Consider the following 16,055-nt stretch of genomic DNA (forward strand, 5'->3'; position numbering starts at 1 on the left):
GTCCATGGATCGGTCCAACGCGGTTCAACTGTCGCAGCCGGATGACGAGGCCCGCGTCAAACTCGTCGAGAAGCAGACAGTCTGGAAGCGTTTCATCCATTTGCAGACGATGGTTTTCGAGCAGCAAACCCGTGATGGGCGCACGATCCGTATTCACCGCGAAGTGCATGATCACGGCGTTGCCGCTGCCATTCTTCTTTTCGACCCGAAGCGGGAAGAGATCGTCCTCGTCCGCCAGTTCCGCCCCGGCGCCTTCGCCAATGGCGATGCAAGCTTCATGCTGGAAATCCCTGCCGGTCTGACCGACGGTGACCAGCCCGATGAGGCAATCCGGCGCGAATCCATGGAAGAGACGGGCTATGCCGTCAGCGCCCCGCGTTATCTCTTCGATACCTATGCCAGCCCCGGAACGCTGACGGAGAAGATCAGCCTATTTTATGCCCGCGTCGATCTTGCTAAAAAGGCAGGGAAAGGCGGCGGGCTGGAGACGGAAGGTGAGGATATCGAGGTTCTGACCGTGCCGCTCAACGAGGCTTACGGGATGATCGCATCTGGTGAGATTACCGATTCCAAGACGATCATCATGCTGCAATGGGCGATGCTGAACCGGGCGAGTTTGTAAGCAATTCTTTGCCTTAGGCGAAAGCTACGTTTTCTGCTTTCGCCGCCGCGACAAGTTTCTTGTCCATCGTGGCGAGCGGCATGCTTCTCCCGATGGAGAGAGCGAGATAGGCTGCGTCGTAAGCAGATAGCGCATGCTGGCGTGCAAGTTTTACGATTGAAACGGCATCGTCGCCGGACACGAGCGTAATCGGCAAACTGTTGAAGCGCAGAAGAATGGAAAGGACATCTTCCGGTTCTATGCGTTTGCGCCGCTCTGCCATGACCAGAATATTGCGGAGTTCGTGTGCCAGCAGATCGGGCGCGAAAGCATCTTCGCTTTCGAGACGCTGGAGCGCCTTTTCAGCAAGTTCATTGGCCTCATCCGGCAAAAACCATGCAGCGACGACCGATGCGTCAACGACAAAGGACATCAACGTCGTCCTTCATTCTTCCAGTCAGCGATTTCGTCTGAGGTTACTTGCGCCCGCAGAGCGCGTTCAGACCGCAACGTATTTATCAATTGTTTGCGTGCCTGAGCATCGTTGGTCCTGACGAGCCGCGCAACGGGTTCGTTGCCGCGTGCTATGACAACATCCTCGCCAGCTTCAACCTTCGCAAGAAGCTCTGAGAGATGCGTCTTAGCTTCGCCCACTTTGACGGTCAGCGTCATGGTCTATTGCTCCATTCGAGCAAAATAATACCAGTACGCAAACCGCTTGGTCAAGGCTTGGCCAAGTCGTGTATCAGGCCGATATCAGCTGCTGGGACGCTGGTTTCGTGTCGCTGTTACGCACAGCCTTGCCGTCCGCCATCCGAACTTTACCCTCCGCCAACAGCTTCAGAGAAAGCGGGTAAAGCTGATGCTCCACCATCAGCACACGGGCGGCGAGCGTTTCGGCTGTATCGTCGGCAGTGACGGGAACGGCGGCCTGGCCGATGACGGGGCCTTCATCCATGCCTTCGGTGACGAAGTGGACGGTGCAGCCGGTGATTTTCATGCCGTTGTCGATGGCGCGCTGGTGGGTGTGGAGGCCCGGGAAGAGCGGCAGCAGCGAGGGGTGGATATTGATGATCCGGCCCTCATAAGGCGCGATGAAATCCCCGGAAATCAGGCGCATATAGCCTGCGAGGCAGATGATGTCGGGTGCAATCTCCCCAAGCGCGGCGAGGATTGCCGCTTCATGCTCGGCCTTGCTCGCATAATTCCTGCGCTCGAAGACGAGGGTTGGGATGCCGAAGCCCTGCGCCTTGGCAAGCCCGCCTGCTGTCGGCTTGTCGGAGATGACGCAGACGATTTCGGCGGGGAAGTCCGGGGTTTGGCAGGCCTCAGCCAGCGCCACCATGTTGGAGCCGCTGCCTGAAATGAACACCACGACTTTGCTGCGGGCAGAGCCTGTGCTCATAGTGCGAGCGTGCCCTTGTAGATCGTGCCATGTGCACCTTCTTCGCGGGCAACCATGCGACCGAGCGGGAACACGGTTTCACCTTCCGCCGTCAGCGCGTCGGTCACTTTCTGCGCATTTTCTGCCGAAACGACGACGATCATGCCGACGCCGCAGTTGAAGGTGCGCAGCATTTCATTGGCCGCAACGCCGCCGGTTTTGGCAAGCCATGAGAAAACAGCCGGTACTTCGATGGATGCGAGATCGATTTCCGCCGCCAGATGCTTTGGCAGCACGCGCGGAATATTTTCAGGGAAGCCGCCGCCGGTAATATGCGCCAGAGCCTTCAGGGCACCCGTCTCGCGAATGGCCTTGAGAAGCGGCTTCACATAGATGCGCGTTGGTGTCAGCAGGGCTTCGCCGAGCTTCTTGCCGTCTGCGAAAGGCGCAGGCGCATCCCAGCCGAGGCCGGAGAGGGAAACGATCTTGCGCACCAGCGAGAAACCATTGGAGTGGACGCCGGAGGAGGAGAGGCCGAGGATGACATCGCCTTCTGCGATGTCGCCAGCGGGCAGAAGCTGTCCGCGTTCGGCAGCGCCCACGGCAAAGCCCGCCAGATCGTAATCGCCATCGGAATACATGCCGGGCATCTCGGCGGTTTCTCCGCCAATCAGCGCGCAGCCGGATTGAAGGCAGCCAGCGGCAATGCCGTTGACGATGGCCGCGCCCTGATCCGGATCCAGCTTGCCGGTGGCGAAATAATCTAGGAAAAACAGCGGCTCTGCGCCCTGAACCACCAGATCGTTGACGCACATGGCAACGAGGTCGATGCCGACCGTATCGTGGAAATTCGCGTCAATGGCGATCTTCAGCTTCGTGCCGACGCCATCATTGGCAGCAACGAGAACAGGGTCCTTGAAACCAGCGGCCTTGAGGTCGAACAGGCCGCCGAAGCCGCCGATCTCGCCATCCGCGCCCGGACGGCGCGTAGAGCGAACGGCTGGCTTGATCTTCTCGACCATCAGGTTTCCGGCATCGATATCGACGCCTGCATCGCTGTAGGTAAGACCGTTCTTGCCCGACTGGCTCATGGCTCTCGTCTCCGCTGGTTTTCTTGGCGTCGCCATTCGCATGAGATGGGTGCCGATGCAAGGGTGAGAGCGCCGGAACGCATGTTTTTCATGCCTTTTCGCCCCGAAGTCGGTCTGTGATCCCGACATCCCCCACCTGAGGGCGTGAGCGCTATCGCCCTTGACCAGTCCCGCCTGCGCATCCTATCTCCTAGGACTGGCGTTATCACGGGCTGACGCGCACGAGGAAAAAACGATGCAACCACATATCAGAGGCATAAATCTGAGGCGCCAGATCTTCTTCTGGTTGGGCGCGCTCGTGATTTTCGTCGTGTTCCTCATGGTGTTCAGCTCCATTCTGCTGCCCTTCGTGGCGGGCATGGCGCTAGCTTATTTCCTCGATCCCGTAGCGGATTGGCTGGAGCGGCGCGGCCTCAGCCGCATGATGGCCAGCATTTTCATTCTCATTTCCTTCGTGCTGCTGTTCGCGCTTTCGCTGATCATCATCATTCCGCTGATTGCGGCGCAGGCATCGGAATTCATCAGCCGCATTCCTCAATATATCTCGTCTCTGCAGCAATTGATCGCGGGCACGGATACGAACCTGCTGCCCGGCTGGGTCAGTTCGCAGATCGATACGGTGAAGGAAAACTTCTCCAAACTTCTGACGGAAGGCGCAGGCTTTATCGGCACGCTGCTGACGCAGATATGGAATTCCGGCAAGTCGCTGGTGGATGTGATTTCGCTGCTGGTGGTGACGCCCGTGGTCGCATTCTATCTGCTGCTGGACTGGGACCGGATGATCGATAAGGTGGATAGCTGGATTCCGCGCGACCACGTAACGACTGTGCGCCAGATTGCGCGCGACATGGATGCGACGATTGCGGGCTTCATCCGCGGTCAGGGTTCGCTTTGCATCATTCTCGGCGTTTATTACGCTGTCGGCCTCTCGCTCGTCGGCCTGAATTTCGGTCTTCTGATCGGCATGTTCGCAGGCGCCATCAGCTTCATTCCCTATATCGGTTCGATGGTGGGTCTGGTTCTTGCCGTCGGCGTGGCGCTGGTTCAGTTCTGGCCGGATTATATCTATGTGATCCTGACGCTTGCCGTTTTCTTCTCCGGCCAGTTCATCGAAGGCAATATTCTTCAGCCGAAGCTGGTTGGCAGTAGCGTGGGTCTTCACCCCGTCTGGCTGATGTTTGCGCTGTTTGCCTTCGGCGCTCTCTTCGGCTTCGTCGGTCTTTTGGTGGCGGTTCCCGCTGCCGCTGCGGTCGGTGTGCTTGTTCGCTTCGCTCTATCGCGCTATCTTGATAGCGATCTCTATCATGGGCGTGCAGCCAATCTTCCTTGGGAGCCGCCGGAGGCTGGACAGCTGGAAGCCCTGCCGCCGCAGAAGATCGATTCTCAGAGCTGATCGATGAACGAAAACAATAAACCCGGCCCTGCCCGGTCCAAGGCCGAGCAGTTGCCGCTTGCCTTCTCGCACCAGACGGCGACGGGACGTGAAGACCTTCTGGTCGCCGCTCCGCTGGATGCGGCTGTCAGCATCGTGGACGAATGGCCACGCTGGCCGTCCCCGGTCGTCATTCTGGCCGGTCCTCCCGGTTCGGGCAAATCGCATCTGGCGTCCATCTGGAAAAATACCAGCGGTGCCAATGAGATAACGCCGCAAAAAGGACAGGATGCCGCGCGTGTTGCGGAAAACGGCCCGGTGCTTTTCGAGGATGCGGACCGCAATGGCTTTGACGACACCGAGCTTTTCCATGTCATCAACAGCGTGCGCGAAAACGGAACCTCGCTGCTGATCACGACGCGGCAATGGCCTGCGGCCTGGCCGGTAACGCTGCCGGACCTACGCTCCCGCCTGAAAGCGGCGACCGTGGTAGAAATCGGCGAACCCGACGAGGATTTGCTGGCGCAGGTGCTGATGAAGCTCTTTGCCGACAGGCAGCTTTACATGGATGACAAACTTGTCAGCTATATCGTTGCAAGGATGGAGCGTTCGCTGGATACGGCGCAGTCCCTTGTCGAGCGGCTGGACCGGCTGGCGCTATCGCGCGGCACACGGATCAGCCGGGCGCTTGCGGCAGAGGTTCTGACCGAGATGGGCAGCACTCTGGAAGACGATTGACTGTCACAGTTCCGTCGTCAAACTGTTATACGGGCAATGGCAGATTTAGAGGTGGAGTATTAGATGGATACGGCTGTGCAGGATGAGTTCGAAAAGGGCGGCTTGGCTCCGGCAGCAGAGGTGGAAAACCTATGGGATAGCCCCGCGCGTTTCGTCAACCGGGAATTTTCCTGGCTGCAATTCAACCGCCGCGTTCTGGAAGAAACGCTGAATACATCGCACCCGCTGCTGGAAAGGCTGCGCTTCCTCTCCATCTCCGCTGCCAACCTCGATGAATTCTTCATGGTGCGCGTTGCCGGTCTCGAAGGCCAGGTGCGCCAGTCCATCACGGTAAAGACACCGGATGGTCGTACTCCCGCAGAGCAGCTGGAAGATATCCTCAAGGAAATCGATAATCTCCAGATGGAGCAGCAGGCTTCGCTTGCCGTTCTCCAGCAGTATCTCGCCAAGGAAGATATCTATATCGTTCGCCCGGCGGCGCTTTCCGATGAGGACCGTACATGGCTGGAAAACGAGTTCGAAGAGCGCATCTTTGCGGTTCTGACGCCGCTTTCCATCGATCCCGCGCACCCGTTCCCCTTCATTCCCAATCTCGGCTTTTCCATGGGCCTGCAGTTGGAGAGCGTGAACGGGCGCGAGCCGATGACGGCGCTTCTGCGTTTGCCGCCAGCGCTGGACCGCTTTATCCGCCTGCCGGATGACAAGACGGCGATCCGCTACATCACGCTGGAAGATGTCGTTGGCCTTTTCATTCACCGGCTTTATCCCGGCTACACCGTCAAGGGCTTCGGTACTTTCCGCATCATCCGCGATAGCGATATCGAGCTTGAGGAAGAAGCCGAAGATCTGGTGCGTTACTTCGAAAGCGCCCTGAAGCGCCGCCGTCGCGGCTCGGTCATTCGCATCGAGACCGACAGTGAAATGCCGCAGTCCCTGCGTCAGTTCGTGGTGCATGAGCTTGGCGTGCCGGATAACCGCGTTGCCGTTCTGCCGGGTCTTCTGGCGCTCAACACCATTTCGGAAATCGTGAAAGCGCCGCGTGAAGACCTGAAGTTCGAGGCTTACAATGCCCGCTTCCCGGAACGCGTTCGCGAACATATGGGCGATTGCCTCGCCGCGATCCGCGAAAAGGACATGGTGGTTCACCATCCTTACGAAAGCTTCGACGTGGTCGTGCAGTTTCTGCTGCAAGCGGCGCGCGACCCGGATGTTCTGGCCATCAAGCAGACGCTCTACCGCACCTCGAATGACAGCCCTATCGTTCGCGCGCTGATCGATGCCGCCGAACTTGGCAAGTCCGTGACGGCGCTGGTGGAGCTCAAGGCCCGCTTCGATGAAGAAGCCAATATTCGCTGGGCGCGAGATCTGGAGCGCGCTGGCGTGCAGGTCGTGTTCGGCTTCATCGAACTGAAGACCCACGCGAAGATGTCGATGGTCGTGCGCCGTGAAGATGGCAAGCTGCGCACCTATTGCCACCTTGGAACGGGCAACTATCACCCGGTCACGGCAAAGGTTTACACCGACCTGTCCTTCTTCACCTGCAATCCGAAGATTGCGCATGACATGGCCAATATCTTCAACTTCATCACCGGCTATGGCGAGCCGGAAGAAGGTATGAAGCTGGCGGTTTCGCCCTATACGCTGCGCGCGCGCATCTTGAAGCACATCAATGACGAGATCGAGCATGCCAAGGCCGGTGCACCGGCGGCGATCTGGATGAAGATGAATTCGCTGGTCGATCCAGAAATCATCGATGCGCTCTACAAGGCGAGTGCGGCGGGCGTCGAGATCGATCTGGTGATCCGCGGCATCTGCTGCCTGCGTCCGCAGGTGCCGGGTCTGTCGGATAATATCCGGGTGAAATCCATCGTCGGTCGTTTCCTGGAACACAGCCGAATCTTCTGCTTCGGCAATGGTTACGGCCTGCCATCCGATAAGGCGCTGGTCTATATCGGCTCTGCCGACATGATGCCGCGCAACCTCGACCGCCGCGTTGAAACACTGGTGCCTCTGGTCAATCCAACCGTGCATGAGCAAGTTCTTTCACAGATCATGCTGGGCAATCTCATTGACAATCAACAGAGCTACGAGATACTTGCGGACGGAACGTCCAGGCGCATCGAAGTGCGCAAGGGCGAGGAACCGTTCAACGCGCAGCACTATTTCATGACCAATCCAAGCCTGTCCGGACGTGGTGAAGCCCTGAAATCCAGTGCGCCAAAACTGATTGCGGGGCTGATCTCGGCCCGCAAGAAACAGGCTGAATGACACGATCAGAAGCACAGGGGCGGCTGACCGGCCTTGCCCCCGTTTCCGTCATAGATATTGGTTCGAACTCGGTTCGTCTCGTCGTTTATGAAGGTCTCTCGCGCGCACCTGCGGTGCTGTTCAACGAAAAGGTACTGTGCGGTCTCGGCAAAGGGCTTGCCCTTACCGGGCGCATGGATGAGGAAGGCGTGCGCCGCGCGCTGACCACGCTCAAGCGCTTCCGTGCCCTTTCCGCGCAGGCGCAGGCCCAGCAACTGCATGTCCTGGCAACCGCTGCCGCGCGCGAAGCCGAAAACGGACCGGACTTCATTCGCGAAGCGGAAGAAATTCTGGGCTGCGAAATCGAGGTTCTGTCCGGTGAAAAGGAAGCGCTCTATTCTGCCTATGGCGTGATCAGCGGCTTCCATGAGCCGGATGGCATTGCGGGCGATCTCGGCGGCGGTTCGCTGGAACTGATCGATATCAAGGGCAATAAATGCGGCACGGGCATCACCCTGCCGCTCGGCGGTCTGCGCCTGTCCGAACAGGCGGGCGGCTCGTTGGAAAAAGCTGCGGCCTTCGCCAAGAAGCAGGTCAAAAAGAGTGCAGCACTTCTCGCTGCCGGTGAAGGGCGCACCTTCTATGCGGTGGGCGGAACGTGGCGTAACATCGCCAAGCTCCATATGGAAATTACTCATTACCCGCTTCATATGATGCAGGGTTACGAGCTTCCGCTGTCGGAAATGCTGAGCTTTCTGGACGAGGTTGTCGCCTCCAAGGATAGCAAGGACCCAGCCTGGCAGGCGGTTTCGAAAAACCGCCGCTCGCTTCTGCCGTTCGGCGCCATCGCCATGCGCGAAGTGCTGGAAGCGATGAAGCCCGCCAGGATCGCCTTTTCCGCACAGGGCGTGCGTGAGGGCTATCTTTATTCGCTTCTCTCGGAAACCGAGCAGGAAGCCGATCCGCTGCTGGTTGCCTCCGATGAATTGGCGATCCTCCGTGCCCGCTCGCCGGAACATGCACGTGAACTGGCGGACTGGAGCGGGCGGACTTTCCCGGTCTTCGGCATCGATGAGACGGAAGAGGAAAGCCGTTACCGGCAGGCTGCGTGCCTCGTTGCGGATATCAGCTGGCGCGCGCATCCCGATTATCGCGGGCTTCAGGCGCTCAACATCATCGCGCACTCCTCCTTCGTGGCCATCACCCATCCGGGTCGCGCCTATATCGCGCTCGCCAACTACTATCGTTTCGAAGGCCTGAACGATAATGGGACGACCGATGGTCTGGCCAAGATCGCGACGCCCCGCATGATCGATCTGGCCAAGCTGCTCGGTGGCCTGCTGCGCGTCGTCTACCTCTTCTCGGCCTCGATGCCGGGGGTTGTCGACCACCTGCGTTTCCGCAAATCGGAACAGCAGGATTTCGATCTCGAATTCGTCGTTCCGCATGAATATTGCGATTTTGCCGGTGAGCGTCTGGAAGGGCGCCTGCAGCAGCTGGCGAAACTGACGGGCAAGCGACTGGCCTTCGTTTTCGAATAGTCCGAAGCCGAACCGGAACAAAAACCCCTCCCTTATGCTTTGACGCTAAAATATAAGGGAGGGTTTCATGATACCACAGTCATTTGCGGAAGAGTTCGATTTCGCGCTGGTTCTTCCGATCAGCGTCCTGCTTGCGCGCATCGTGGGCGCGCTTTTCCTCTGCGGTCTGATCGGTCTTGAGCGCGAGTTTCGCAACAATACGGCGGGCATTCGCACCAATATGCTGATCGGGCTGGCCGCCGTCGTCTTCAGCGTTGTGACGCTTGAACTGATGCATGCCTATCAGCAGACGGGCGATTCCGCCCGCATGGACCCTATACGCCTTGTCGAAGCCGTGACTGCCGGGATCGCCTTTCTTGCTGCAGGCATGGTGGTTTATCAGCGGGGTGATGTGAAAGGCCTGACGACCGGCGCCAGCATGTGGCTTTCCGCCTCCATAGGTCTTTCAGTCGGCCTCGGGCTCTGGCCGCTTGCCATATTCGCGACCTTCATCGGCATCGCTGTGCTGTGGCTTTTGCGCAAAGCAGAGATCGCCACTGGCATCAAAGACGAAGCTGGCGTGCGAAAGCTCGGCGAGTAGGGACAAGCGCCGCCCGAAGACGGCGCTTGCAATCGGTTACTTCGCGTCGAGGAAGTCCTTCACATCGAGAACGACGAACTCGTTATCGTCTGCCTTGCCCAGCGCGCGGCCTGCCGAGAAGGGCAGGTTGTTGTCGTTACCGACGATGATATGGTTGGCGTCGATGCGGTCCACATTTTCGATGGTGACGAAAGGCATGGTGTAAATGCCGTTTTCAGAGCCCTGGCTGGCCTTCTTGTCAGGATCGGCGATCTTCATCAGGTCGATATAGCCGATCTTGCGGGCGGCCTTGCCGACATTGGCGTCGCTGAATTCGATCTTGTAGATGCGCTTCAGCTTGGCAGGCACGGCAAAGCAGTTCGGCTCAGGCTTCTTCGGGTCGGCGCAGGCCTTATCGGACAGACCGGCACCATTGTCGCGCTCGATGACAAGGGCGGTGGTGTCGTCCAGCATGTTGAAATCGCCAATCGCTTCGCCGCCTTCCGCCAGCGGGTAAAGCCATGTGCGGCCGGTCCATGCCTTGGAGGCAACATCGAGTTCGATGATGCGCAGACCGGTTGCGCCATCTTCGGTCTTTTCGACCTGGCCCTCGGCATTGTAAAGCGGGCCTTCAAGCAGGCCGTAAAGCTTGGTTCCGTCCTTCGACATTGCCATGCCCTCGAAGCCGCCGGAGCGCTTCAGGTTGAAAACGGGCATTTTCTGCGTCGGGTTGCCCGGCAACGCAAGCGTCGGATGATCGGGCGACTTGACCTCGATATCGCCTGCCTTGGTGGAAATGACGTCCGTCAGCTTTCCATCGCGTGTGAACTTCAGAATGTAGGGGCCGAATTCTTCGCCCACCCAGAAACCGTCCGCAACGGGCTGGATCGATTCGACATCGAAATCCGCGCCCGTGAGGTAACGCTTTTCCGTGCCTTCAAGCACGATTGGGAAGGGTGCCTTCTTGTCTGGGTCCGACAGGAAAACGGTTTCGAGCGCGTTGACCTTGCCTGCATCCCAATCGAATTTCAGGTGGTGGAGCATCAGCATTGCATCGCTGGAGTTCAGCTTGGAGCCGAAGCCATTGTCGGACAGGCTCCAGAAGGTACCGTCATCCATGGTCTTGATGCCGGAGAAGCCCTGCATGGCCTGACCATCGAACGGCATGGAAAGGCCGGTGGGGCGCACGCCATCCTTGCCGGGCACGGTGCCAAGCCCTTCCGCGCGCTTGCGATCCGCCGTCGTGAACTTGGCCGAGGTCTTCAGATGGTCCGGCGCATCCGAAGGTGCGGCGATGATGGTGTTGGCTGGAAGCACCGCCTGCGAGACGAGCTTGGCCGGAAATTCTTTCTCTGCGGCAAAGGCATGAAGGCTGCCGAGCATCAGGAAGGCCGCGGAGGAAAGAAGAAGCTTTTTCATGAAACATACCTGTCGGTTTGCGTTGTGGCGCATGGACCGATAGGTGCCGTTTGTGACAGCTTCGTTATGGGGTTTTGAACGTTTGATGAAGCTTTTTTAGCGAGCTTGAATCAGAGGGCTGCCTGCCGGGTAAGCGCGCAGACGCCAAGGGTCTGACCGCGACCCTTTACGGCATGTTCGCCCAGATATTCGCTCTTCACGCCCTTTGGCAGCAGTAACTGGTGGGCGAGATCGGACGAGATGAGAATGGGATGGCCCAGCATCTTGCTCAATGATTCCAGACGCGCAGTGGTGTTCACCGTGTCACCGAAATAGGTGATCTTGTGGTGGTCCACGCCGATTTCCGCCGTAATGACAGGCCCGCCGTGAATGGCGAAGCGCAGCTTCGGCACGGTGCCGAAATTGGCGAGCCAGGTGGCGCGGCTGCTTTCTATTTCGGAGAGAATATCGAAAACGCAATTGATGCAGGCTGCGCGCCGGATGGCCAGATGATAGGGCCATGTGATGATGGCAGCGTCGCCGATATAATCATCGATCACCCCGCCATGCTTGCGCACCGGGTTTGCGTAAGTCGAAAACAGCTCGCCCAGAAACTCCTGCGCCTTCAGGTCGCCATGGGTTTCGGCAAAAGAGGTGGAGCCGACCAGATCGATGAAGAGAAAGACGCGCTCTTCGCTGACCGGCCTGCGGTATCGCCCCAGAATGAGGTCGATGAAGATATCGCGGCCCAGCAATTCTCTTACGCGCATGATGAAGACGATGATGGCGCAGACGCCGAGCGTGAAGACCATTGTCTGCATTTCTGCATGCACGGCACGCCGCCAGCTGGTTGGGAGCACGCCCGTTGCCCATAAAATGGTGCCGCCGAGACCGAAACCGCAAAAGACGAGAATGACATAAATGAACATGCCGACGGCGATATAGGCGGGTGTGGGAAGCATGCTGACGCGCTTCGACAGGCCGGGCATGATATAGCCGCGTTCGAAGGCGAGGATGGGGGCGCAGGCAAACAGCGCATAGGTGGCGCCGATGAATGCGCCGCCGCCATACTCAAGAAATGCGTAGACGACGCCGCTGCCGGCAACTGCCAGAAACAGCACGACATAGTCCAGCATCGCCAGAATTTTTCTCATCTTTGACCTTTGCGTCAGCGAACGATGCCGCTTCCCCCAAAGCGAGCTCTCCTGATTCCTCGTGGCCCGGATACTAGTTCGGAACCCTCAGCGTCAAAAGTGACGATTGAGTAAGGTTGGACGATGGCCGGGGCCTGTGACAGATTTGCATATGAGAGCCAAATCCAAGCCTTTGGAATCAGGCTGGCAGTTCGACAGCCTCGACCTTTTTGCCTGCAAAGCGCAGAGCGACCTCACCACGGATGAGTTTCAGCGCCGGTTCACCGAAAAGCTCGCGCCGCCAGCCGGAAAGTGCTGGAACGGTCGCCTTCTCACCCTCGGAGGCAATCTTGTCCAGATCGTCGCTATTGGCGATGACCTTCGCGGCAACGCCATGTTTGTCCGCCGTCAGCTTCAGCAGAACCTTCAGCAATTCCACCGCAGCACCGGAGCCTTCCGGGGAGTGGCTGTGCCGGGGGGCCTGCGGCATCTCCGACCTTGGCAGTTCGAGCGCCGCATTGACGGTTTCAATGATTGCCGTGCCGGAGGAGGAGCGTTCCCAGCCCTTCGGGATAGTGCGAAGACGCGATAGCGCCTCGGTATCCTTTGGCTGCTGCTGTGCGATCTCGAAAATCGCGTCGTCCTTCAATACGCGCGAACGTGGAACGTTGCGCGAGCGCGCCTCGCGCTCTCTCCATGCCGCAACGAATTTGAGAATAGCAAGCTCTGTCGGTTTGCGCAGGCGCGATTTCAGCCGCAGCCATGCATCATCGGGATGCATGTCGTAAGTATCGACCGATTCCAGAACATCCATTTCCTCCTTCAGCCAGGAAGAGCGGCCTTCACGCTCGAGCTGGCCCTTAAGTGACAGATAGACGTCGCGCAGATGGGTTACATCGGCCAGTGCGTAATCCAGCTGCTTTTCGGACAGCGGACGGCGGCTCCAGTCGGTGAAGCGCGAGGATTTGTCGATCTGGACGTTCTTGATCTTCTGGACGAGCTGATCGTAGGAAATCGAATCGCCGAAGCCGCAGACCATGGCTGCAACCTGCGTATCGAAGATCGGGTGCGGAATGAGCCCGCCCAGATGGTGGATGATTTCGATATCCTGCCGCGCTGCGTGGAAAACCTTCACCACATTCGTATCGGCCATCAGCTCGAACAGCGGGGTCAGATCAATGCCCTTGGCAAGCGGATCGACCAGCACTTCAAGAGTTGGGCTCGCCATCTGCACAAGACACAGCTCGGGCCAGAAAGTCGTCTCTCGAAGGAATTCAGTATCGATGGTAATGAATTCTGATTTCGCCAACTCCTTGCAGGCATCGGCGAGTGCTGCTGTCGTGTCAATCATTGCGTTCGGCCAGTCCAGGAAAAGTATCCGTCTTACTTTCCCTTTGAACGGCACATGTCAATATGAACAGCCGGTTTCTGCGTTCTTTGACGCATCTTTCCTCTCTTCTCTGGTCTATTTGCCGGTGATTTCGCTTCTTTCATCGCAATCCGGCACGCGAGACAGGATTGCGATGCAGCGCGTGGAAAAGCCCTTCGGTTGCGCTTTTTCTTGACAAATCGGGCCAGCCATGCGCTTTTCCGCCCAATTTCGAAAGTGCGGCCTTCTATGGCCGCTGCATGCTTCAGGATATCACTATGCATCGTTACCGCAGCCACACCTGTGCCGCTCTCCGCAAGTCGCATGTCGGCGAGACCGTTCGTCTTTCCGGCTGGGTTCACCGCGTGCGAGATCATGGCGGCGTTCTCTTCATCGACCTTCGCGATCATTACGGCATTACCCAGGTCGTAGCCGATCCCGATAGCCCTGCTTTCAAGACTGCCGAAGTTGTGCGTGGGGAATGGGTCATCCGTATCGACGGTCTCGTCAAGGCGCGTTCGGAAGACACCGTCAACAAGAACATGGCAACCGGCGAAATCGAGCTTTACGCGCAGGAAATCGAAGTGCTGGGCGTTGCCAAGGAATTGCCGCTGCCGGTTTTCGGCGAGCCTGATTATCCGGAAGACGTTCGCCTGAAGTATCGCTTCCTCGATCTTCGCCGCGAAACGCTGCACAGAAACATCGTCAAGCGCACGCAGATCATCTCCGCCATGCGCAACGGCATGGCAGAAGCCGGTTTTGCCGAGTACACCACGCCGATCCTGACGGCATCGTCGCCGGAAGGCGCGCGCGACTTCCTCGTGCCGTCCCGTATTCATGAAGGCAAGTTCTTCGCGCTGCCGCAGGCGCCGCAGCAGTACAAGCAGCTGCTGATGGTTGCCGGTTTCGACCGTTACTTCCAGATCGCACCGTGCTTCCGCGATGAAGACCCGCGCGCAGACCGCCTGCCGGGCGAGTTCTATCAGCTCGACGTGGAAATGAGCTTCGTGACCCAGGAAGACGTCTGGGAAACCATGGAGCCGATGATGACATCGGTTCTGGAACAGTTTGCCGAAGGCAAGCCGGTGACCAAGCAGTGGCCGCGCATTCCTTACGATGAGGCGATCCGCAAATACGGTTCCGACAAGCCTGACCTGCGCAACCCGATCGTCATGCAGGCCGTGACAGACCATTTCGCCGGTTCGGGCTTCAAGGTCTTCGCAAACATGATCGCGTCCAACCCGAAGGTCGAAGTCTGGGCAATCCCGGCCAAGACCGGCGGAAGCCGTGCATTCTGCGACCGCATGAATGCCTGGGCGCAGTCCACCGGCCAGCCTGGCCTCGGCTACATCTTCTGGAAAGAAGAAGAAGGCAAGATCGCAGGCTCCGGCCCGTTGGCGAAGAACATTGGCGAAGAGCGCACCGAAGCTCTGCGCGCACAGCTCGGTCTCGAAGCTGGCGATGCCTGCTTCTTCGTGGCTGGCGATCCTGCCAAGTTCTACAAGTTTGCGGGTGAAGCACGCACTCGCGCCGGTGAGGAATTGAACCTCGTCGACCGCGATCGTTTCGAACTTTGCTGGATTGTTGACTTCCCGTTCTTCGAATACAACGAAGAAGAAAAGAAGATCGACTTCGCGCATAACCCATTCTCCATGCCGCAGGGCGGAATGGAAGCGCTGGATGGTCAGGACCCGCTGTCGATCAAGGCTTACCAGTATGATGCGGTCTGCAACGGCTTCGAAATCGCTTCCGGTTCGATTCGTAACCAGTCGCCGGAACTGATGGTCAAGGCCTTCGAAAAGGTTGGCCTGTCGCAGAGCGACGTGGAAGAGCGTTTCGGTGGTCTCTACCGCGCGTTCCAGTATGGCGCGCCTCCGCATGGCGGTTGCGCTTTCGGCATCGACCGCGTCGTCATGCTGCTCGTTGGCGCCAAGAACCTGCGTGAAATCACGCTGTTCCCGATGAACCAGCAGGCGCAGGACCTTCTGATGAACGCGCCATCGCCAGCAACGCCAACGCAGCTTCGCGAACTGGCCCTGCGCGTCGTTCCATCGCCGAAGAAAGACTGAACACGATGATCAAGGAGGTGATCGAGCGCGTTCGATCATCCTTCACGCGTGCGCTTGCGGCAGCCTTGGCTGCCGCTTTTGCATTCTGGGCCTCGAGACAGTTACTGGGCCATGAACAGCCGGTCTTTGCTGCCATCAGTGCTCTTATCTGTCTCGCGCCGGGTATTCCCAGCCACATCCGCCAAGGATTTGGGCTTATCGTCGGTGTGACGCTCGGCATTCTGATCGGCGAAATCGCACTGACGGTGCCGAATGAATATGCCGAAATCAGGCTCGCCTCGGCAACCTTCATCGCCATGATTATTGCCTGCACCTTCGGCATGCCACCGGTCGTGCCTATTCAGGCTGGCGCGTCGGCAATGCTTGTCCTTTTGATGGGGCCGCAGACGGCAGGCTTCGTCCGGTTTCTGGACGTCGTGATCGGCGTTACCACAGGCCTGGTCGTGGCCTTCGTCTTCTTCCGCGAGCGCTTGAAATTCTAAAGCTTGCCCCATTCTTAAACTCGTTTTATACAGTCCGTACTCACCACGGACCCGGTGAAATTCCGGGTGGC

15 protein-coding genes and 1 other annotated feature (1 of these 16 only partly in view) are annotated in these 16,055 nt (G+C 58.4%); of the genes, 8 read left to right on the forward strand and 7 right to left on the reverse strand.

Features of this window, described 5'->3' with window-relative positions; translation table 11 throughout:
- Window positions 1-4 precede the first annotated feature (4 nt).
- Window positions 5-622 carry an NUDIX domain-containing protein gene (locus tag CFBP5473_RS20550; protein ID WP_027676156.1) on the forward strand — a complete coding sequence of 206 codons (618 nt, stop codon included), beginning with the start codon at window positions 5-7 and terminating at the stop codon, window positions 620-622.
- 13 nt (window positions 623-635) lie between these two features.
- On the opposite strand, the gene CFBP5473_RS20555 is transcribed toward CFBP5473_RS20550, so the two are convergent.
- From CFBP5473_RS20555 to purM, 4 genes are all read right to left on the reverse strand, one after another.
- Window positions 636-1,034 (reverse strand): type II toxin-antitoxin system VapC family toxin, encoded by a 399-nt coding sequence (locus tag CFBP5473_RS20555; RefSeq protein WP_027676157.1) that lies wholly within the window; start codon window positions 1,032-1,034, stop codon window positions 636-638.
- Complete coding sequence (locus CFBP5473_RS20560; protein ID WP_027676158.1) at window positions 1,034-1,273, reverse strand: type II toxin-antitoxin system Phd/YefM family antitoxin; 240 nt, start codon at window positions 1,271-1,273, stop codon at window positions 1,034-1,036. Before CFBP5473_RS20560 ends, CFBP5473_RS20555 begins: the two co-directional genes overlap by 1 nt.
- Before the next feature lie 73 nt (window positions 1,274-1,346).
- On the reverse strand, window positions 1,347-2,006 hold the full coding sequence (gene purN / locus CFBP5473_RS20565) for a phosphoribosylglycinamide formyltransferase (protein ID WP_027676159.1): 660 nt from the start codon (window positions 2,004-2,006) through the stop codon (window positions 1,347-1,349).
- On the reverse strand, window positions 2,003-3,076 hold the full coding sequence (purM, locus tag CFBP5473_RS20570) for a phosphoribosylformylglycinamidine cyclo-ligase (protein WP_027676160.1): 1,074 nt from the start codon (window positions 3,074-3,076) through the stop codon (window positions 2,003-2,005). The genes purN and purM overlap by 4 nt, the downstream gene beginning before the upstream one ends.
- Before the next feature lie 235 nt (window positions 3,077-3,311).
- On the opposite strand from purM, the gene CFBP5473_RS20575 reads away from it, so the two are divergent.
- The 5 genes from CFBP5473_RS20575 to CFBP5473_RS20595 all read left to right on the forward strand — a co-directional run bounded on the left by CFBP5473_RS20575 (window position 3,312) and on the right by CFBP5473_RS20595 (window position 9,554).
- On the forward strand, window positions 3,312-4,469 hold the full coding sequence (locus tag CFBP5473_RS20575; protein ID WP_027676161.1) for an AI-2E family transporter: 1,158 nt from the start codon (window positions 3,312-3,314) through the stop codon (window positions 4,467-4,469).
- Window positions 4,470-4,472: 3 nt separating this feature from the next.
- On the forward strand, window positions 4,473-5,186 hold the full coding sequence (gene hdaA / locus CFBP5473_RS20580; protein WP_027676162.1) for a DnaA regulatory inactivator HdaA: 714 nt from the start codon (window positions 4,473-4,475) through the stop codon (window positions 5,184-5,186).
- Between the two features lie 63 nt (window positions 5,187-5,249).
- Entirely contained in the window at window positions 5,250-7,454 is a 2,205-nt protein-coding gene (locus tag CFBP5473_RS20585; RefSeq protein ID WP_027676163.1) for an RNA degradosome polyphosphate kinase, read from the forward strand.
- Window positions 7,451-8,974: an exopolyphosphatase gene (gene ppx, locus CFBP5473_RS20590; RefSeq protein WP_027676164.1), complete on the forward strand. Its 1,524-nt coding sequence runs from the start codon at window positions 7,451-7,453 to the stop codon at window positions 8,972-8,974. Before CFBP5473_RS20585 ends, ppx begins: the two co-directional genes overlap by 4 nt.
- A 70-nt stretch (window positions 8,975-9,044) precedes the next feature.
- Complete coding sequence (locus CFBP5473_RS20595) at window positions 9,045-9,554, forward strand: MgtC/SapB family protein (RefSeq protein ID WP_027676165.1); 510 nt, start codon at window positions 9,045-9,047, stop codon at window positions 9,552-9,554.
- Between the two features lie 36 nt (window positions 9,555-9,590).
- On the opposite strand, the gene CFBP5473_RS20600 is transcribed toward CFBP5473_RS20595, so the two are convergent.
- The 3 genes from CFBP5473_RS20600 to rnd all read right to left on the reverse strand — a co-directional run bounded on the left by CFBP5473_RS20600 (window position 9,591) and on the right by rnd (window position 13,415).
- On the reverse strand, window positions 9,591-10,952 hold the full coding sequence (locus CFBP5473_RS20600; protein ID WP_027676166.1) for an esterase-like activity of phytase family protein: 1,362 nt from the start codon (window positions 10,950-10,952) through the stop codon (window positions 9,591-9,593).
- A gap of 110 nt (window positions 10,953-11,062) precedes the next feature.
- On the reverse strand, window positions 11,063-12,085 hold the full coding sequence (locus CFBP5473_RS20605) for an adenylate/guanylate cyclase domain-containing protein (RefSeq protein ID WP_027676167.1): 1,023 nt from the start codon (window positions 12,083-12,085) through the stop codon (window positions 11,063-11,065).
- Window positions 12,086-12,263: 178 nt separating this feature from the next.
- Window positions 12,264-13,415, reverse strand: coding sequence for a ribonuclease D (gene rnd, locus CFBP5473_RS20610; RefSeq protein WP_027676168.1), 1,152 nt, complete (start codon window positions 13,413-13,415; stop codon window positions 12,264-12,266).
- A 296-nt stretch (window positions 13,416-13,711) separates the two neighbouring features.
- On the opposite strand from rnd, the gene aspS reads away from it, so the two are divergent.
- Together aspS and CFBP5473_RS20620 are read left to right on the forward strand one after the other, a co-directional pair.
- Window positions 13,712-15,502, forward strand: a complete 1,791-nt coding sequence (aspS, locus tag CFBP5473_RS20615) for an aspartate--tRNA ligase (RefSeq protein WP_027676169.1) — start codon at window positions 13,712-13,714, stop codon at window positions 15,500-15,502.
- A gap of 5 nt (window positions 15,503-15,507) precedes the next feature.
- The gene (locus CFBP5473_RS20620; RefSeq protein ID WP_027676170.1) at window positions 15,508-15,984 is read left to right on the forward strand and encodes an FUSC family protein; all 477 of its coding nucleotides are present in this window, start codon (window positions 15,508-15,510) and stop codon (window positions 15,982-15,984) included.
- Between the two features lie 44 nt (window positions 15,985-16,028).
- Window positions 16,029-16,055: a sequence feature (sul1 is cis-regulatory element that is thought to sense ions involved in sulfur or methionine metabolism; They are found in Alphaproteobacteria), on the forward strand; it runs 29 nt beyond the window's last position.

Origin of the sequence: Agrobacterium larrymoorei (genome assembly GCF_005145045.1) — a bacterium.
Taxonomy (GTDB): domain Bacteria; phylum Pseudomonadota; class Alphaproteobacteria; order Rhizobiales; family Rhizobiaceae; genus Agrobacterium; species Agrobacterium larrymoorei.